Here is a 16,172-nt window from a genome sequence, read left to right on the forward strand (position 1 = left end):
GACTCGGCGCCTCAGCGCCGATGTGCCCCGCGCCCCGACGCGTAGGCGCCCCCGGCCTCGGAGCCCCCGTTCCCGGGCCCCGCGAACCATCGCACGAGCCCGATCCCCGATCCGCGCATCGCCACCGTCACCCGCGCACCCGGCCGCGCGCACAGGCCGACCACGAGGAACGCGACCAGGGTGCCGAGCAGCAGCCCGGCCGCGACGTCGTGCGGGTAGTGCACACCGACGAACACCCGGGAGAACGCCATGAGGATCGCCATCGGCACCGTCAGCCAGCCGATCTTCGGCCACGCGAGCGCGAGCCCGACGGCCGCGGCGGCGCCGATCGTCGAGTGGTTGCTCGGGAAGGACCAGTCTCCGTAGACCGGGCAGTCGATCAGGGAGGGCAGCGCCCCGGCGACCGCGCGACAGGGCCGCTCCTCGTCGATCCCCGATTTGATCAACTCGCTGGCCACGTACGCCACGGCGGTGCCCAGCGGCGCGAGCACCGCCACGGCGAAGGCCCGGGGATCGCCCCGGCGGGCGCGCCACCAGGCGGCGACGAAGAGCACGGCGAACAGCAGCAGACCGAGTTCGGTCCACATCTCCATCAGGTCCTGGAACCAGGACGGAGTGTCGTGGGCGAATTCGAGGATGTCGCGATAGAGATCGGAGTCGATGGTTCCCATGGTGACGGACAGTACGCAACTCCCGGAGCCGTCACATCAGGCGGTGGTCGGGTGTGACCCCTGCCGGAAGACAGGAGGCATGATGATGATCCTGAAAACTTGGGGGCCTGGGCGGCGGGTGGGCGCCGGACAACGGCCCGATCTCTCGTAAGGTTTGAGCCGTGGGATCTCTGCGCAATCCGATCGGGCCGCTTCCCTCCTCCATCTACTGGCGCCGGAGGGTCGTTCTGGTGTCCGTCGTGGCGCTCCTCGCGCTGCTGGTCGTATGGGTCGTCAACTTCGGCGGCGGTACGGGGAACAAGGGCGCCGGCGGGACCGACGGCAAGCACCCGACCGAGTCGATCACGCCCGGCCCCTCCGGCACGGGCCCCGCGATCAGCCAACACCCCGGCGGTCGCGACGAGTCGGGCTCCGGCGGCTCCGGCTCCGGCGACGCGGGTGACGGTGGTTCGGGTGACGGTGGTTCGGGCGACGGGGCCGACTCCGGTGGCTCGGGCGGGAGTTCCGACGGCGCGGGCTCCGGGTCCGGCGGCGGCGGGGCGACCTCGGGCGACCGGGTCCCGGCCGGGTCCAGCCTGCCGGACTGCACCGCGGGCAGCGTGACACTCTCCGTGCGCAGCGTCCGCAACGCCTACGGTCCTGACGACAAGCCTGAGCTCGTCGTCACCGTCACGAGCACCGCCGACAAGGCCTGCAAGGTCGATCTCGGCCCGCGCACGGCGGTCATGACGATCACGAAGGCCGACGACGACAAGGAAACCTTCTGGTCGTCCGAGGACTGCCCGGCCGGCGCGGGCATGCTGCTGCTCCGTGTCCCGGCGGGCGGCAAGGTCAGCCACACCGTGACCTGGGACAAGCGGCCCAGCGCCCCGCAGTGCGCGACGCCCTCGGCCGGTTCCGCGACGCCCGGCACCTACCTCGTCGAGGTCAAGGGCGCGCAACTGGCGGGCGACCAGACGTCCTTCCGCCTCAAGGCCGACTGACCGGCACCACGCGGAGGAGTCGTGAGCACGAAGAGGGGCGGGGCCGCATCGGCCCCGCCCCTCCTCGTACGCGTCGACGCGCGGAACTACACGTACCGCTCCAGGATCGAGGACTCCGCCAGCCGCGAGAGCCCCTCGCGCACGCTGCGCGCCCGGGCCTCGCCGACGCCGTCGACCGTCTGGAGGTCGTCCACGCTCGCCGCGAGCAGCTTCTGCAGCCCGCCGAAGTGCTCCACGAGCCGGTCGATGATCGCGCCGGGCAGGCGCGGCACCTTCGCCAGGAGCCGGAAGCCGCGCGGCGACACCGCCGAGTCCAGGGCCTCCGGCGAGCCCGTGTACCCCAGGGCGCGGGCCACGATGGGCAGTTCGAGCAGCTCGCCGTGGTGCAGGGAGTCCAGCTCGGCCAGCGCCTCCTCGACCGTGCGGGACCGCTTGGCCGTCGGAGCCGGCACGTAGTCCCGTACGACGAGCTCGCGCTCGGGCTCGACGCCCGCGATCAGCTCGTCGAGCTGCAGGGCGAGGAGGCGGCCGTCGGTGCCCAACTCCACCACGTACTCGGCGATCTCGGTCGCGATCCGGCGCACCATCTCCAGGCGCTGGGCGACCGCCGTCACGTCCCGGACCGTCACCAGGTCCTCGATCTCCAGCGCGGAGAGCGTGCCGGCGACCTCGTCGAGGCGGAGCTTGTAGCGCTCCAGCGTGGCGAGTGCCTGGTTGGCGCGGGACAGGATCGCGGCCGAGTCCTCCAGGACCCGGCGCTGTCCGTCCACGTAGAGCGCGATCAGGCGCATCGACTGGGAGACCGAGACGACCGGGAAGCCGACCTGCTTGCTGACCCGGTCCGCCGTGCGGTGCCGGGTGCCGGTCTCCTCCGTCGGGATCGTCGGATCCGGGACCAGCTGCACGCCGGCCCGCAGGATCTTGTCCAGGTTCGAGGACAGGACGATGCCGCCGTCGAGCTTGCACAGCTCGCGCAGCCGCGTCGCGGAGAACTCGACATCGAGGACGAATCCACCCGTACACATCGATTCGACCGTCTTGTCCGAACCGAGGACGATGAGACCGCCGGTGTTGCCACGGAGGATGCGCTCCAGGCCGTCACGCAGGCCGGTGCCGGGTGCCACGGCGCTCAGTGACGCGCGCATCAGGCCGTCCGCACCGGAACTCCCTCCGGACTTGCCGGGAGCTGCCGCCCGGTCGTTGGCTGCCACTGCACTCCTCCGGATCGCAGACTCTGGGGTGCCCTGGGATTCCTTCGCGTTCGCACGCACGGGCGAGACCAGGGCAAAGTCTACCGGCGCTCCTCGGCCTCCCGTGGGGCCTCTCGCCTACGGCCCTTCGGCAGCACCCGCAGCGCCTCTCCCATGTCCGCGACTTCCAGCACCTTCATGCCCGCGGGGACCTTGCCCGGGTCGGCCGGGACCAGGGCGTGCGTGAAGCCCAGCCGGTGCGCCTCGGCCAGTCGGCGCTGCACCCCCGTGACCCGTCTGACCTCGCCCGCGAGGCCCACTTCACCGATCGCCACCAGGTTCTTCGGCAGCGGGGTGTCGCTCGCCGCGGACGCCAGCGCGAGCGCGATCGCGAGGTCCGCGGCCGGCTCCGACAGCTTCACGCCGCCCACCGTCGCCGAGTAGATGTCCCGCTTGCCGAGCGCGCTGATCCGGCCGCGCTGCTCCAGCACGGCCAGCATCATCGAGACGCGGGAGGTCTCCAGTCCGGACGTCGTGCGGCGCGGCGACGGGATCTGCGAGTCCACCGTCAGCGCCTGCACCTCCGCCACCAGCGGGCGGCGGCCCTCCAGGGTGACGGTCAGACAGGTGCCCGGCACCGGCTCCGCACGCCGTGTCAGGAACAGGCCGCTGGGGTCGGCCAGGCCCGTGATCCCCTCGTCGTGCAGCTCGAAGCAGCCGACCTCGTCCGTCGTCCCGTACCTGTTCTTCACGCCGCGGACCAGGCGCAGGCGCGCGTGCCGGTCGCCCTCGAAGTGCAGCACCACGTCCACCAGGTGCTCCAGGAGACGCGGGCCCGCGATCGCGCCGTCCTTCGTCACGTGGCCCACGAGGAGCGTGGACATGCCGCGCTCCTTGGACGCCCGGATCAGTGCGCCCGCCACCTCGCGGACCTGCGCCATGCCGCCCGGCGCCCCGTCGATCTCCGGAGAGGCCACCGTCTGCACCGAGTCCATGATGAGCAGCGACGGCTTCACCGCGTCCAAGTGGCCGAGGACCGCGGCGAGGTCCGTCTCCGCCGCCAGGTACAGATGGTCGTCGATCGCCTTGATGCGGTCCGCGCGCAGCCGCACCTGTGACGCGGACTCCTCGCCCGTCACGTAGAGCGTCTTGTGCTCCTCGCTCGCCGACTTCGCCGCCACGTCCAGGAGGAGGGTCGACTTGCCCACGCCGGGCTCGCCCGCGAGCAGCACCACCGCGCCCGGTACGAGTCCGCCGCCGAGCACCCGGTCCAGCTCGGGCACGCCCGTGGGGCGGGCCGTGGCCTGCTTGCCGTCGACCTGGCCGATGGGCAGCGCGGACGTCGTGACGCGGCCCGGGGACGTCGTGCGGACCGCGGGCGCGCCGTACTCCTCGACCGTGCCCCACGCCTGGCACTCGGCGCAGCGGCCGAGCCACTTCGCCGTCTGCCAGCCGCACTCGGTGCAGCGGTACGACGGTCGGTCCTTGGCGGATTTGGTACGGGCAGCCATGCCACGAACCGTAGCGGGCGGCACTGACAGAGCCTCCGGCGCGGGCGCGGTGGTGAGCGCTTTCGTCGCCCCGTGTAGGCGCGCTGGCCACGGAATACGGGCTTCCTGTCCCCTTTTGAGGGATCGTTTCACCCGTAAGGATTAAATGTGCTCAAGGCGCCGGAGAGGCCCTGCACCGGCCCCTACGGTCGCACAGGTGATGAGCAGCAGGCCGGAACCCTCCACACACACCACCGGCGCACACCGGGCGCATCGCGCCGGGGCGAGGCGACCGGCGCCCCGCGCTGTTCCGCAGCGCCCGCCCGCGCGCTACGAGCCGTGTCTCGACGGCCTCTTCACGTACTGCCTCTCCGTCCTGTGCGATCACGACGAGGCGATCGCCGCGCTCGGTGACGCGCTCGCGCTCGCCGAGCGGCGCGGGAGCCGGGCGCCCGACGCCGCCGCGGACCGGCGGGCCTGGCTGTACGCCCTGGCCCGGTGGTCGTGCCTGCGGCGGATGGCCGAGGCCAAGCGGCGGCGGCAGGGGGCCCACGCGAGTGGCTCCGCCTCTGCCTCCGCTCCGGGTCCGGGCTCGGGCTCGGGTTCCCGGTCCGGTTCCGCCTCGGTCTCGCCGTCGGTCTCGGTCTCGGTCTCGGAAGAGCGTCGCCGGCAGCTCGCCCAGCTCGCCTGGCCCGAAGCCGCCGGGACCACCCCCGAGCAGCGCGAAGCCCTGGAGCTCGCCGTCCGGCACCAGCTCTCGCCCCGCGAAGTCGCCGCCGCCCTCGGCACCGACCCCGCCGTCACCCGCGAGCTGCTCTCCTCCGCCGCCTGCGAGGTCGAGCGGACCCGCGCGGCCCTCGCCGTCGTCGAGACCGGCACCTGCCCCAGCGTCGCCCGGCTCACCGGGGACCACCAGCTGCTGCTCTCCGCCGCCCTGCGCCGCGAGCTCGTGCGGCACGTCGACGACTGTCCGCGCTGCCGCCGCACCGCCGAGCGCGCCGCCCCCGGCGCCTGGCCCGGCACCTCCGTCACCCCCGCCGCGCTGCCCCTCGTCGAGGCCCCGCGCGCGGCCCTGCACCAGGCGATGCACGCCCCGCACCCGGGCGCCCCGCGCTTCGACCGGCGAGGCTTCCCCATGGACCCCAAGGACCGTGCAGCCCGGCGCGACCGGCTGCGCTCCCGCGCGGTCACCACCACCGTCGTCGCCACGGTCGTCGCCGCCCCCGTGCTCGCCCTCTGGGCCGCCTACCGAGGGCCGCAGACCGGAGAGGGCACCGACGGCCGTTCCGTCAGCGCCAACGAGGCGGGCGTCGGCGAGCTCGACGGGGACCGCGCGGGCGGCGCGTACGAGAACGCGGGCAACGCCCGCACCACCCCCGACCCGCACTTCACCGATGGCGCCGGGCGCCCCTCCGACGTCTCCGTGGAAGTCATCACGCCGCCCTCCCGCGGCGCCCACGGCCCCGGGCGGCTCACCGTCGAGGCCCAGCCCAGCGGTGACGTCACCCTCATCACCCTGACCGCGTCCGGCAGTTCGCCCGTCGCCTGGTCCGCGTCCACCAGCGCCTCCTGGCTCTACCTGAGCCGCTCCTCCGGCACGCTCCGGCCCGGCGAATCCGTCACCATCCAGGTCTACGTCGATCACCGCACGGAACCGGCCGGGCACTGGAGCGCCCGCGTCGCCGTCGGCCCCTCCGGAACCGTCATCTCCATCGAGGGGTACGGGAGTTCCGCGCCCACGGGGCCTGGACCGACCGGGGCGCCGGGGCCGGGCCCCGGGACCTCCGATCCCGGGCCCACGCCCAGCGATCCCGACCCGACGCCGAGCGATCCGACGCCCAGCGATCCCGATCCCACGCCCAGTGACCCGTCGCCGAGCGATCCGGATCCGACCCCGAGCGATCCCGGCCCGACGCCGAGCGACCCGTCGCCGAGCGATCCGACGACGCCCAGTGACCCGGCGCCCTCGACGTCCTGAGCGTCAGCGAGGCGTCAGGCCGGGTCCGCCGGGTGCGGGGCCAGCAGCGGCAGCTTCTTGCGGGCGCCCGCCAGGCGCTCCTCGCACAGCTCCACCAGCTTCGCGTAGCCGGCCTCGCCCATCAGCTCCGTCAGCTCCGGGCGGTACGACACGTACACCGGGTCGCCCGCGCCGTGCGCCGACGTCGCCGACGTGCACCACCAGTGCAGGTCGTGGCCGCCCGGGCCCCAGCCCCTGCGGTCGTACTCGCCGATCGAGACCTGGAGCACCCGCGTGTCGTCCGGGCGGTCGATCCACTCGTAGGTGCGGCGGATCGGCAGCTGCCAGCACACGTCCGGCTTCGTCTCCAGCGGCTCCCGGCCCTCCTTGATCGCCAGGATGTGCAGGGAGCAGCCCGCGCCGCCCTTGAACCCCGGCCGGTTCTGGAAGATGCACGAGCCGTTGTACGGGCGCGTCTGGCGCTCCCCGTCCTCGTCCTTCGACACCCAGCCCGTCTCCACGCCGATGTCGTGGTGCTGCCAGATGTCCGGCGTGAGCCGTGCCACGTGCTCCGCCACGCGCTTCTCGTCGTCCTCGTCCGAGAAGTGCGCGCCCAGGGTGCAGCAGCCGTCGTCGGCGCGGCCGGCCTGGATGCCCTGGCAGCCACTGCCGAAGATGCACGTCCACCGAGAGGTCAGCCATGTCAGATCACAGCGGAAGACCTGCTCGTCGTCCGCCGGGTCCGGGAACTCGACCCATGCCCTCGGGAAGTCGATGGGCTTCTCGTCCGGCTGCTGCTGCTGTCGAGTCGCGTCCTGCTTCTGCGGTGCCGACTTCTTTTTGTCGGCCTTGTCGGCCTTGGCCTTTTTCGTCTTGGGCACAGGTCCAGAGTAAGCGTGCCGCACCCCCCGCGAAGACCCCGGCACCCGCCTCGGGGGACCGGGCGGCGCGCGGGCGCAGTAGCGTGCCGTACATGAGACTCGGTGTCCTCGACGTGGGTTCGAATACGGTGCATCTGCTCGTGGTGGACGCCCACCCGGGCGCGCGCCCGCTGCCCGCGCACTCGCACAAGGCCGATCTGCGGCTCGCTCAACTCCTCGACGACCGTGGAGCCATCGGGGCCGACGGGGTCGAGCAACTGATCGGTGTGGTGCGCGGGGCGCTGGAGGCCGCCGAGGACAAGGGCGTCGAGGAGATGCTGCCCTTCGCCACCTCTGCCGTGCGCGAGGCCACCAACGCGGACGAGGTCCTTGCCCGGGTCAAGGACGAGACCGGGGTCGAGCTGCGGGTGCTCAGCGGGGCCGAGGAGGCCCGGCTGACCTTTCTCGCCGTGCGGCGCTGGTTCGGGTGGTCCGCCGGCAAGCTGCTCGTCCTCGACATCGGCGGGGGTTCGCTGGAGATCGCCTTCGGGATCGACGAGGAGCCCGACGCCGCGGCGTCGCTGCCGCTCGGCGCCGGGCGGCTGACCTCCGCCTGGCTGCCCGGGGATCCGGCCGACCCGGCCGATGTGAAGGCGCTGCGGCGGCATGTGCGGGCGCAGATCGCTCGGACGGTCGGGGAGTTCAGCCGGTTCGGGGCGCCCGATCATGTGGTGGCCACGAGCAAGACGTTCAAGCAGCTTGCTCGGCTGGCCGGGGCCGCCCGGTCCGCCGACGGTTTGTATGTGCAGCGGGAGTTGAAGCGGAGCGCCCTGGAGGACTGGGTGCCGCGGCTCGCCTCGATGACCACCGCGGAGCGGGGCGAGCTTCCCGGGGTGTCCGAGGGGCGGGCCGGGCAGTTGCTCGCCGGGGCGCTGGTCGCCGAGGGCGCCATGGATCTCTTCGGGGTCGAGACGTTGGAGATCTGCCCTTGGGCGCTGCGGGAGGGTGTCATTCTGCGGCAGCTTGATCATCTGCCTGGGGCTTGATCCCGCTTGAAGGGAGGGTGGGCGCCTGGGCTCTTTTGGCGGCTTTCCGATCGTCCTTACAGGTGTCGGGGTGGGTTCGGGACCGCACGGGGCATGTCCGTGCTCGCCATCTCGGAGGCGCCGCCGCTTGCACGGTGCGGGGAATTGTGTGCTCGGTGCTGCGCGCGGACATGCCCCGTGCGGTCCCTGCCGTCTCGTACCTGACCGACCGTGGGGGGCGTCGTGAGCTTTGCCGCACGTTCCGGTGTGCGGGCCCTCTCGGGGAATCGGGATCGTAGTCTGTCCCCGTGGCAGAACCAGTGGTGCGCATCCCGGATGCGAAGGTCGCGCTGTCCACGGCTTCCGTGTATCCGGAGTCGACGGCTACGGCCTTCGAGATCGCGGCGCGCCTGGGGTACGACGGCGTCGAGGTCATGGTGTGGACCGATCCCGTCAGCCAGGACATCGATGCGCTGCGGCGGCTCTCGGACTATCACCGGGTGCCCATTCTGGCCGTTCACGCGCCGTGTCTTCTCATTACGCAGCGGGTGTGGTCCACCGATCCGTGGGTGAAGCTGCAACGGGCCAAGTCGGCGGCCGAGCGGCTGGGGGCGTCGACCGTGGTCGTGCATCCGCCGTTTCGGTGGCAGCGGGGGTACGCGCGGGATTTCGTGCGCGGTGTGTGGCGGATGGCTGATGAAACGGATGTGCGGTTCGCCGTCGAGAACATGTATCCGTGGCGATATCGCGATCGAGAGATGCTCGCGTACGCGCCGGACTGGGACGTCACGAAGGACGACTACCGGCATTTCACCGTTGATCTGAGTCATACCGCCACCGCTCGCACCGATGCCCTGGACATGGTCGGGCGGATGGGGGACCGGCTGGGGCATGTGCACCTGGCCGACGGGAACGGGTCGGGGAAGGACGAGCACCTCGTCCCCGGGCGGGGCGGACAGCCCTGCGCCGAGTTGCTGGAGCGGCTGGCCGTGAGCGGTTTCGACGGGCACGTGGTGATCGAGGTCAACACCCGGCGGGCCATGTCCAGCGCCGAGCGGGAAGCCGATCTGGCGGAGGCGCTTGCTTTTACGCGGCTGCACCTCGCCTCCGCGGTGCGGGTTCCGGGGTCATGACCGTACGGCGCCGGGGGCGGCCCGCGCGGAGCGAGGGCGGCGGGGCGCGGGAGCGGATTCTCGACGCCGCCCGTGAGGAGTTCGCCGAGCGCGGGTACGAGAAGGCTTCGGTGCGGGGCATCGCCAAGGCCGCGGGGGTGGATTCCGCTCTGGTCCATCACTACTTCGGGACCAAGGAGGCCGTGTTCGCGGCTGCCGTGGAGGTGGCCTTCGCGCCGGCTCTCGGGGTCCCCGGTGTGGTGGAGGAGGGCCCGCTCGACGGAGTGGGGGAGCGGCTCACCCGGTTCGTCTTCGGGGTGTGGGAGAACCCGGTGACGCGGGCGCCCCTGCTGGCCATCGTGCGGTCCGCCGTCAACAACGAGACCGCCGCGGCCGTCTTTCGCCGACTGATCGTGGAGCAGTTGCTGGGGCGGATCGCCGGGCGGCTGGACGTGGCGGAGGGGGAGGCCGAGCTCCGTGTCTCGCTGGCCGCCGCCCAGTTGGTGGGCACCGCCATGCTGCGGTACGTGATCAAGGTGGAGCCGCTCGCCTCCGCCGAGCTGGAGGACGTGGTCGCGCGGATCGCGCCCGTGGTGCAGGGGCATCTGGGCGGGGTTCAGTAGCAGGGTCGGCGCGAGGGTCGGTGAGACGGTCGTATCGATATGCGGGCACTGTGTCCAGGGTGTGGAGCGGCGGCGTAGGCTCGTAAACAGTCTTTTTCCGCCTTAAGGAGCGAGCGACGATGCCCGAGCTGAGGTCCCGCACAGTCACCCACGGTCGCAACATGGCGGGCGCACGCGCCCTGATGCGGGCCTCCGGTGTACCCGGTGCGGACATCGGCCGGAAGCCGATCATCGCCGTCGCCAACTCGTTCACCGAGTTCGTGCCCGGGCACACGCACCTGGCGCCCGTCGGACGCATCGTGAGCGAGGCCATCGTCGAGGCCGGCGGTATTCCTCGTGAGTTCAACACCATCGCCGTCGACGACGGCATCGCGATGGGGCACGGCGGCATGCTCTACAGCCTGCCCTCGCGGGACCTCATCGCCGACTCCGTCGAGTACATGGTCGAGGCGCACTGCGCGGACGCGCTGATCTGCATCTCGAACTGCGACAAGATCACGCCCGGCATGCTGATGGCCGCCCTGCGCCTCAACATCCCGACGATCTTCGTCTCGGGCGGCCCGATGGAGTCCGGGCGCGCCACGCTGGTCGACGGCACGGTGCGGACCCTCGACCTGGTCGACGCCATGTCGGAGGCCGTCAACGAGAAGATCTCCGACGAGGACATCCTCCGTATCGAGGAGAACGCCTGTCCGACGTGCGGCTCCTGTTCCGGCATGTTCACCGCCAACTCGATGAACTGCCTGACCGAGGCCATCGGCCTGAGCCTGCCGGGCAACGGCTCGCTGCTCGCCACCCACACCGGCCGCAAGGCCCTGTACGAGCGCGCCGGCTCCACGATCGTCGAGCTGACCCAGCGGTATTACGGGGAGGACGACGCCTCCGTCCTGCCGCGCAACATCGCCACCCACGCCGCGTTCGAGAACGCGATGGCGCTCGACATCGCCATGGGCGGCTCCACGAACACGATCCTGCACCTGCTGGCCGCCGCCCAGGAGGCCGAGGTCGACTACAACCTCGACCACATCAACGCGGTCTCGCGCCGCGTGCCCTGCCTGGCCAAGGTCGCGCCCAACGTGGCGGGCTCGAAGACGTACTACATGGAGGACGTGCACCGCGCCGGTGGCATCCCGGCGATCCTCGGCGAGCTGTACCGCGGCGGGCTCCTCAACGAGGACGTGCACACCGTCCACTCCCCGTCGATCAAGGAGTGGCTCGACACCTGGGACGTGCGCAGCGGCAGCGCGACCGAGGAAGCCACCGACCTCTGGTACGCGGCCCCCGGCTGCGAGCGCTCCGCCACCGCCTTCTCGCAGTCCAAGCGCTGGGACTCCCTCGACACGGACGCGGCCGGCGGCTGCATCCGCGACGTCGCGCACGCCTACTCGCAGGACGGCGGCCTCGCCGTCCTGAAGGGCAACCTCGCGGTGGACGGGTGCGTCGTGAAGACCGCCGGTGTCGACGAGTCCATCTGGACCTTCGAGGGCCCCGCCGTCGTCTGCGAGTCGCAGGACGAGGCCGTCCAGAAGATCCTCATGAAGGAGGTCAAGGAGGGCGACGTCGTCGTCATCCGCTACGAGGGCCCCAAGGGCGGGCCGGGCATGCAGGAGATGCTCTACCCGACCTCGTACCTGAAGGGGCGTGGGCTCGGCAAGGCCTGCGCGCTCGTCACCGACGGGCGGTTCTCCGGCGGCACCTCCGGCCTGTCGATCGGTCACGCCTCGCCCGAGGCCGCGGCCGGCGGCACCATCGCGCTCGTCCAGGACGGCGACCGCATCCGCATCGACATCCCGAACCGGTCGATCGAGCTGCTGGTCGGCGACGACGAGCTCGCCGCCCGGCGCGAGGCCCTGGGCGGCGTCTACGCCCCCAAGTCCCGCGAGCGCAAGGTCTCCGCCGCTCTGCGGGCCTACGCCGCCATGGCCACCAGCGCCGACAAGGGCGCCGTCCGCGACGTCTCCAAGCTGGGCTGACCGCCGTGTCCCGACCGGCCTGCGCCTCGCGCGGGCCGGTCCGGGGATAATCGGACCCGTGAGCGACGCACCCACGACCCCCGGCCCCCGCCCTGAGGCGATCCGTTTCTTCGGCACGTCCTGGGTCGATCACAGCGGCTCGTACCTGGTGACCCGTGCCGGGGCCGGTCTCGGCGCCCTCGTCCTGGCCGCCGCGGGCTGCTTCGTTCTGCGCTTCGCCTACGAGGGGCTGGCGCTGGCCGACGTCGGCGCGTTCGTCGAGGGTCTGCTCATCGTCATGTTCGCGGTGTGCTCCGCCTTCGCCTTCACGCGGACCTGGAGCTCCTTCTCCCAGCGGCCCGACCCCGAGAAGCAGGCCTCCCTGCGCGGGTTCCTGACCATCGGCTTCGTCGGAGTGCTCGTCGCCTACGCCCTGCGCTGCCTCACCGAGGCGCCCGGCGAGAAGCTGCGGCGCCAGGAGTACGAGACCGCCGTCGAGCAGTACGAGCGCCGAGCCGGCCGGCGCACCCGCAACCCCGCCAAGAAGAAGGGCCAGGGCCGCAAGCCCTGACCGGTCCGCTTCCTTAAGGGGGTGCCGGTCCCGTTCCTTAAGGGGGCGGTGGACCGGCCCGCCCCGCCCCGTGCACGGCAAGCCCCGCCTTCGGCGTCTGTCACGCCTGCCCCTCCGGGGCGTCGGCCCGGCGCCCTGCCTCGGGCAGCACCCCGGTGCGGGGCACGCCTTTCGGTCGCCGGTAGCGCCGCCCGGCACCTGGCCTGGGGCGGTACCTCGGCGCCCGCCGCGCGCGAGTCGCCGGCGCCGGATACGTGTTCCGCTCGCCCTGGCCCCCAGCCCGAGCCCTTCCCCCACCCACCCGCCCCCTCCGGGGGCGTCGGCCCGGCGCCCGGCCTCGGGCAGTACCCCGGTGTCGGGCACCCCTTTCGGTCGCCGGCAGCGTCGCCCCCGTAGGCGCCGAGGATCATCGCCGGGTGCCGCGTCGTCGTGGCTGAGCGCGCAGTTCCCCGCGCCCCTGACGGGGCGCATCCGTCCCAGAATCCGGCCTGTGCAGGTCACGCCCGCCGTCTGGAGCGGCACGCGGCACCCCGGCGCCGGGCACCCGCTTCAGCAGGCCCGGCCACAGGCACCGGCCCCGCCACAGGCACCGGCCCCGCCAAGGCACCATGCCCCCGCCAAAGCACCGGCCCCCGCCAAAGCCACCGGACCCCCGCCGGAGGCCTGCCGGGCACTCGCTTCAGCAGGCCCCGCCAAAGGCACCGGCCCCCGCCAAAGCCACCTGCCCCCCGCCGGAGGCCCCGGCACGCACCCCCGCCCCGGTCCTTGACGGCACCTGCGTGCCGGAGGACTATTCATCACGTGATGAATAAAAGCCCGGGCCCCCGGGACCCCGTCACGCCCGCCGTCGAGGCCACCGGCCTCACCGTCGTCCGCGGCCCCCACACCGTCCTGCGCGACCTCGACTTCACCGTCCACCGAGGCCAGGTCACCGGCCTCCTCGGCCCCTCCGGATGCGGCAAGTCCACCCTGATGCGCGCGCTCGTCGGCACCCAGGCCAAGGTCACCGGAACCCTGACGGTCCTCGGCCGCCCCGCCGGCCACCTCGACCTGCGCTCCCGCGTCGGCTACGTGACCCAGGCCCCGTCCGTCTACCTCGACCTCACCGTCCGGCAGAACCTCGACTACTTCGCCGCCATACTCCTGCCCGGACGCGCCCGCGCCGAGGAACGCCGGACCGAGGTCGAACGCGTCCTCGCCGACGTCGACCTGAACGACCACGCCGACGCCCTGAGCGGCACCCTCTCCGGCGGCCAGCTCAGCCGCGTCTCCCTCGCCGTCGCCCTCCTCGGCACCCCCGAACTCCTCGTCCTCGACGAACCGACCGTCGGCCTCGACCCCGTACTCCGCCGCGACCTGTGGAACCTCTTCCATCGCCTCGCCGAGCAGGGCACCACCCTCCTCGTCTCCTCACACGTCATGGACGAGGCCGAGCGCTGCCACCGCCTCCTCCTCATGCGCGACGGCACCCTCCTCGCGGACGACAGCCCCGACGCCCTGCGCACCCGCACCGCCACCGACACCGTCGAGGCCGCCTTCCTCCAGCTCGTCGACGCGGCGAACGCCGCCCCCGCCCCCGGGACGCACCCATGAACCCGTACCGCACCCTCGCCACCGCCCGCCGCGTCCTGCGCCAGCTCAGCCACGACCCGCGCACCATCGCCCTGATGCTGCTGGTCCCGTGCGTGATGCTCGTACTCCTGCGCTACGTCTTCGACGCGAGCCCCGCCGTCTTCAACTCCATCGGCGCCTCACTGCTCGGCATCTTCCCGCTCATCACGATGTTCCTGGTGACCTCCATCGCCACCCTGCGCGAACGCACCACCGGCACCCTCGAACGCCTGCTCGCCATGCCCCTCGGCAAGGGCGACCTCATCGCCGGATACGCCCTCGCCTTCGGCGCCCTCGCGATCCTCCAGTCGGTCCTCGCCACGGCCCTCGCCCTGTGGGGCCTCGACCTGAACGTCACCGGCTCCGCCTGGCTGCTGCTCCTGGTCGCCCTCCTCGACGCCCTGCTCGGCACGGCCCTCGGCCTGTTCGTCTCGGCCTTCGCCGCCTCCGAGTTCCAGGCCGTCCAGTTCATGCCGGCGGTGATCTTCCCCCAGCTCCTGCTCTGCGGCCTGTTCACCCCGCGCGACCAGATGCAGCCCGTCCTCGAAGGCATCTCGAACGTCCTGCCGATGTCGTACGCCGTCGACGGCATGAACGAGGTCCTCCACCACACCGACCTCACCACCGCCTATGTACGGGACGTCCTGATCGTCGCCGGCTGCGCGCTCCTCGTCCTGGGCCTCGGCGCCGCCACCCTGCGCCGCCGCACCGCCTGACCGCGTCCGACTGCCGGACAGCGCTCGGGCTCCCGCCCCGCCCGGTGCGAGGATGCCCCCATGAGTGAGACGAGCCAGCACCCCCGCCACAAGGTCGCCGTCCTCGGTACGGGCAAGATCGGTGAAGCCCTGCTCAGCGGAATGATCCGCGGCGGCTGGGCCCCGGCCGACCTCATGGTCACCGCCCGCCGCCCCGAGCGCGCCGCGGAACTCCGCGAGCGGTACGGCGTCACCCCGGTCACCAACCAGGAAGCCGCCAAGCAGGCCGACACCCTGATCCTCACCGTGAAGCCGCAGGACATGGGCACCCTCCTCGCGGAGCTGGCCCCGCACGTCCCGGCCGACCGCCTGATCATCAGCGGCGCCGCGGGCATCCCGACCACCTTCTTCGAGGAGCGCCTCCCCGAGAACATCCCGGTGGTCCGCGTCATGACGAACACCCCCGCGCTCGTCGACGAGGCCATGTCCGTCATCTCCGCCGGCACGCACGCCACGGCCGCGCACCTGACCCACGCCGAGGAGATCTTCGGCTCGGTCGGCAAGACCCTGCGCGTCCCCGAGTCCCAGCAGGACGCCTGCACGGCCCTGTCCGGCTCGGGCCCCGCGTACTTCTTCTATCTGGTCGAGGCCATGACCGACGCCGGCATCCTGCTCGGTCTCCCGCGCGACAAGGCCCACGACCTCATCGTCCAGTCCGCCATCGGCGCGGCCACGATGCTCCGCGACAGCGGCGAGCACCCGGTCAAGCTCCGCGAGAACGTGACCTCCCCGGCGGGTACGACCATCAACGCCATCCGCGAACTGGAGAACCACGGCGTCCGGGCCGCGCTCATCGCCGCCCTGGAAGCGGCCCGCGACCGCAGCCGCGAGCTGGCCTCCGGCAACAGCTGACGGCAACGCTGTTTGACCGCACGACGGCCCGGGGCGTGAAGTTGACACGCCCCGGGCCGATCCGTACTGTTCTCCGAGTTGTCCCGCGTGAGCACCGACCCCGGTCGGTCCCCGGACAGCCATTCCGCAAGAACTCTTCAAACGCTCGACGAGCTTCGTCGTGCCGTTTGCGCGTGCTTTTGCGAAATGAGGAATCCACGTTCGAAAGAGCGGGACCCCGATTAGGTCGGGGGCCGGGAATCCGCTAAAGTCTCACCAGTCGGAACGGCCCAACAGGTCGCAACGACAAACCCGGTTGACTGGGAATCAGGCCCGAAAGGATCTGATAGAGTCAACACCGCAGGAAGGCCGAAAGGCCGGAAAGCGAAAAAGCAAGACCAGCAAGACCCCGAGGAAATCGGCCGGTGAAACGGTCTGATAGAGTCGGAAACGCAAGACCGAAGGGAAGCGCCCGGAGGAAAGCCCGAGAGGGTGAGTACAAAGGAAGCGTCCGTTCCTTGAGAACTCAACAGCGTGCCAA

At 71.9% G+C, this 16,172-nt stretch carries 14 protein-coding genes; 10 read left to right on the plus strand and 4 right to left on the minus strand.

Translation table 11 applies throughout. From position 1 onward, the window contains the following. Window positions 1-11: 11 nt before the first annotated feature. Window positions 12-671 (minus strand): phosphatase PAP2 family protein, encoded by a 660-nt coding sequence (locus ACZ4E1_RS12650; RefSeq protein WP_467538511.1) that lies wholly within the window; start codon window positions 669-671, stop codon window positions 12-14. Window positions 672-832: 161 nt separating this feature from the next. On the opposite strand from ACZ4E1_RS12650, the gene ACZ4E1_RS12655 reads away from it, so the two are divergent. Then, window positions 833-1,654, plus strand: coding sequence for a hypothetical protein (locus tag ACZ4E1_RS12655; protein WP_467538513.1), 822 nt, complete (start codon window positions 833-835; stop codon window positions 1,652-1,654). A gap of 86 nt (window positions 1,655-1,740) precedes the next feature. On the opposite strand, the gene disA is transcribed toward ACZ4E1_RS12655, so the two are convergent. Continuing rightward, window positions 1,741-2,865: a DNA integrity scanning diadenylate cyclase DisA gene (gene disA, locus ACZ4E1_RS12660; protein ID WP_467538516.1), complete on the minus strand. Its 1,125-nt coding sequence runs from the start codon at window positions 2,863-2,865 to the stop codon at window positions 1,741-1,743. A gap of 80 nt (window positions 2,866-2,945) precedes the next feature. Continuing rightward, entirely contained in the window at window positions 2,946-4,355 is a 1,410-nt protein-coding gene (gene radA / locus ACZ4E1_RS12665; RefSeq protein ID WP_467538518.1) for a DNA repair protein RadA, read from the minus strand. A gap of 199 nt (window positions 4,356-4,554) precedes the next feature. Between radA and ACZ4E1_RS12670 the strand changes: the two genes are divergently transcribed. Continuing rightward, window positions 4,555-6,312, plus strand: coding sequence for a BACON domain-containing protein (locus ACZ4E1_RS12670; RefSeq protein WP_467538520.1), 1,758 nt, complete (start codon window positions 4,555-4,557; stop codon window positions 6,310-6,312). Window positions 6,313-6,326: 14 nt separating this feature from the next. Here ACZ4E1_RS12670 and ACZ4E1_RS12675 read toward each other — a convergent pair whose 3' ends face one another. Next, entirely contained in the window at window positions 6,327-7,172 is an 846-nt protein-coding gene (locus ACZ4E1_RS12675; RefSeq protein ID WP_467538522.1) for a DUF3109 family protein, read from the minus strand. A gap of 92 nt (window positions 7,173-7,264) precedes the next feature. Here ACZ4E1_RS12675 and ACZ4E1_RS12680 point away from each other — a divergent pair, with 92 nt between their 5' ends. The 8 genes from ACZ4E1_RS12680 to proC all read left to right on the plus strand — a co-directional run bounded on the left by ACZ4E1_RS12680 (window position 7,265) and on the right by proC (window position 15,652). After that, window positions 7,265-8,197 carry a Ppx/GppA family phosphatase gene (locus tag ACZ4E1_RS12680; RefSeq protein WP_467538524.1) on the plus strand — a complete coding sequence of 311 codons (933 nt, stop codon included), beginning with the start codon at window positions 7,265-7,267 and terminating at the stop codon, window positions 8,195-8,197. A gap of 287 nt (window positions 8,198-8,484) precedes the next feature. Next, on the plus strand, window positions 8,485-9,309 hold the full coding sequence (locus tag ACZ4E1_RS12685) for a sugar phosphate isomerase/epimerase family protein (protein WP_467538527.1): 825 nt from the start codon (window positions 8,485-8,487) through the stop codon (window positions 9,307-9,309). Beyond that, entirely contained in the window at window positions 9,306-9,911 is a 606-nt protein-coding gene (locus tag ACZ4E1_RS12690; protein WP_467538530.1) for a TetR/AcrR family transcriptional regulator, read from the plus strand. Before ACZ4E1_RS12685 ends, ACZ4E1_RS12690 begins: the two co-directional genes overlap by 4 nt. A 119-nt stretch (window positions 9,912-10,030) precedes the next feature. Further along, window positions 10,031-11,884: a dihydroxy-acid dehydratase gene (gene ilvD, locus ACZ4E1_RS12695; RefSeq protein WP_467538533.1), complete on the plus strand. Its 1,854-nt coding sequence runs from the start codon at window positions 10,031-10,033 to the stop codon at window positions 11,882-11,884. A 58-nt stretch (window positions 11,885-11,942) separates the two neighbouring features. After that, the gene (locus ACZ4E1_RS12700) at window positions 11,943-12,434 is read left to right on the plus strand and encodes an EamA/RhaT family transporter (RefSeq protein WP_467538534.1); all 492 of its coding nucleotides are present in this window, start codon (window positions 11,943-11,945) and stop codon (window positions 12,432-12,434) included. Window positions 12,435-13,238: 804 nt separating this feature from the next. Beyond that, the gene (locus ACZ4E1_RS12705) at window positions 13,239-14,027 is read left to right on the plus strand and encodes an ABC transporter ATP-binding protein (protein ID WP_467538536.1); all 789 of its coding nucleotides are present in this window, start codon (window positions 13,239-13,241) and stop codon (window positions 14,025-14,027) included. Continuing rightward, entirely contained in the window at window positions 14,024-14,761 is a 738-nt protein-coding gene (locus tag ACZ4E1_RS12710; protein WP_467538538.1) for an ABC transporter permease, read from the plus strand. The genes ACZ4E1_RS12705 and ACZ4E1_RS12710 overlap by 4 nt, the downstream gene beginning before the upstream one ends. Window positions 14,762-14,821: 60 nt before the next feature. Further along, the gene (gene proC, locus ACZ4E1_RS12715; RefSeq protein WP_188338319.1) at window positions 14,822-15,652 is read left to right on the plus strand and encodes a pyrroline-5-carboxylate reductase; all 831 of its coding nucleotides are present in this window, start codon (window positions 14,822-14,824) and stop codon (window positions 15,650-15,652) included. Window positions 15,653-16,172 lie beyond the last annotated feature (520 nt).

The sequence above is a fragment of the Streptomyces sp. NPDC025806 genome (assembly GCF_055558275.1).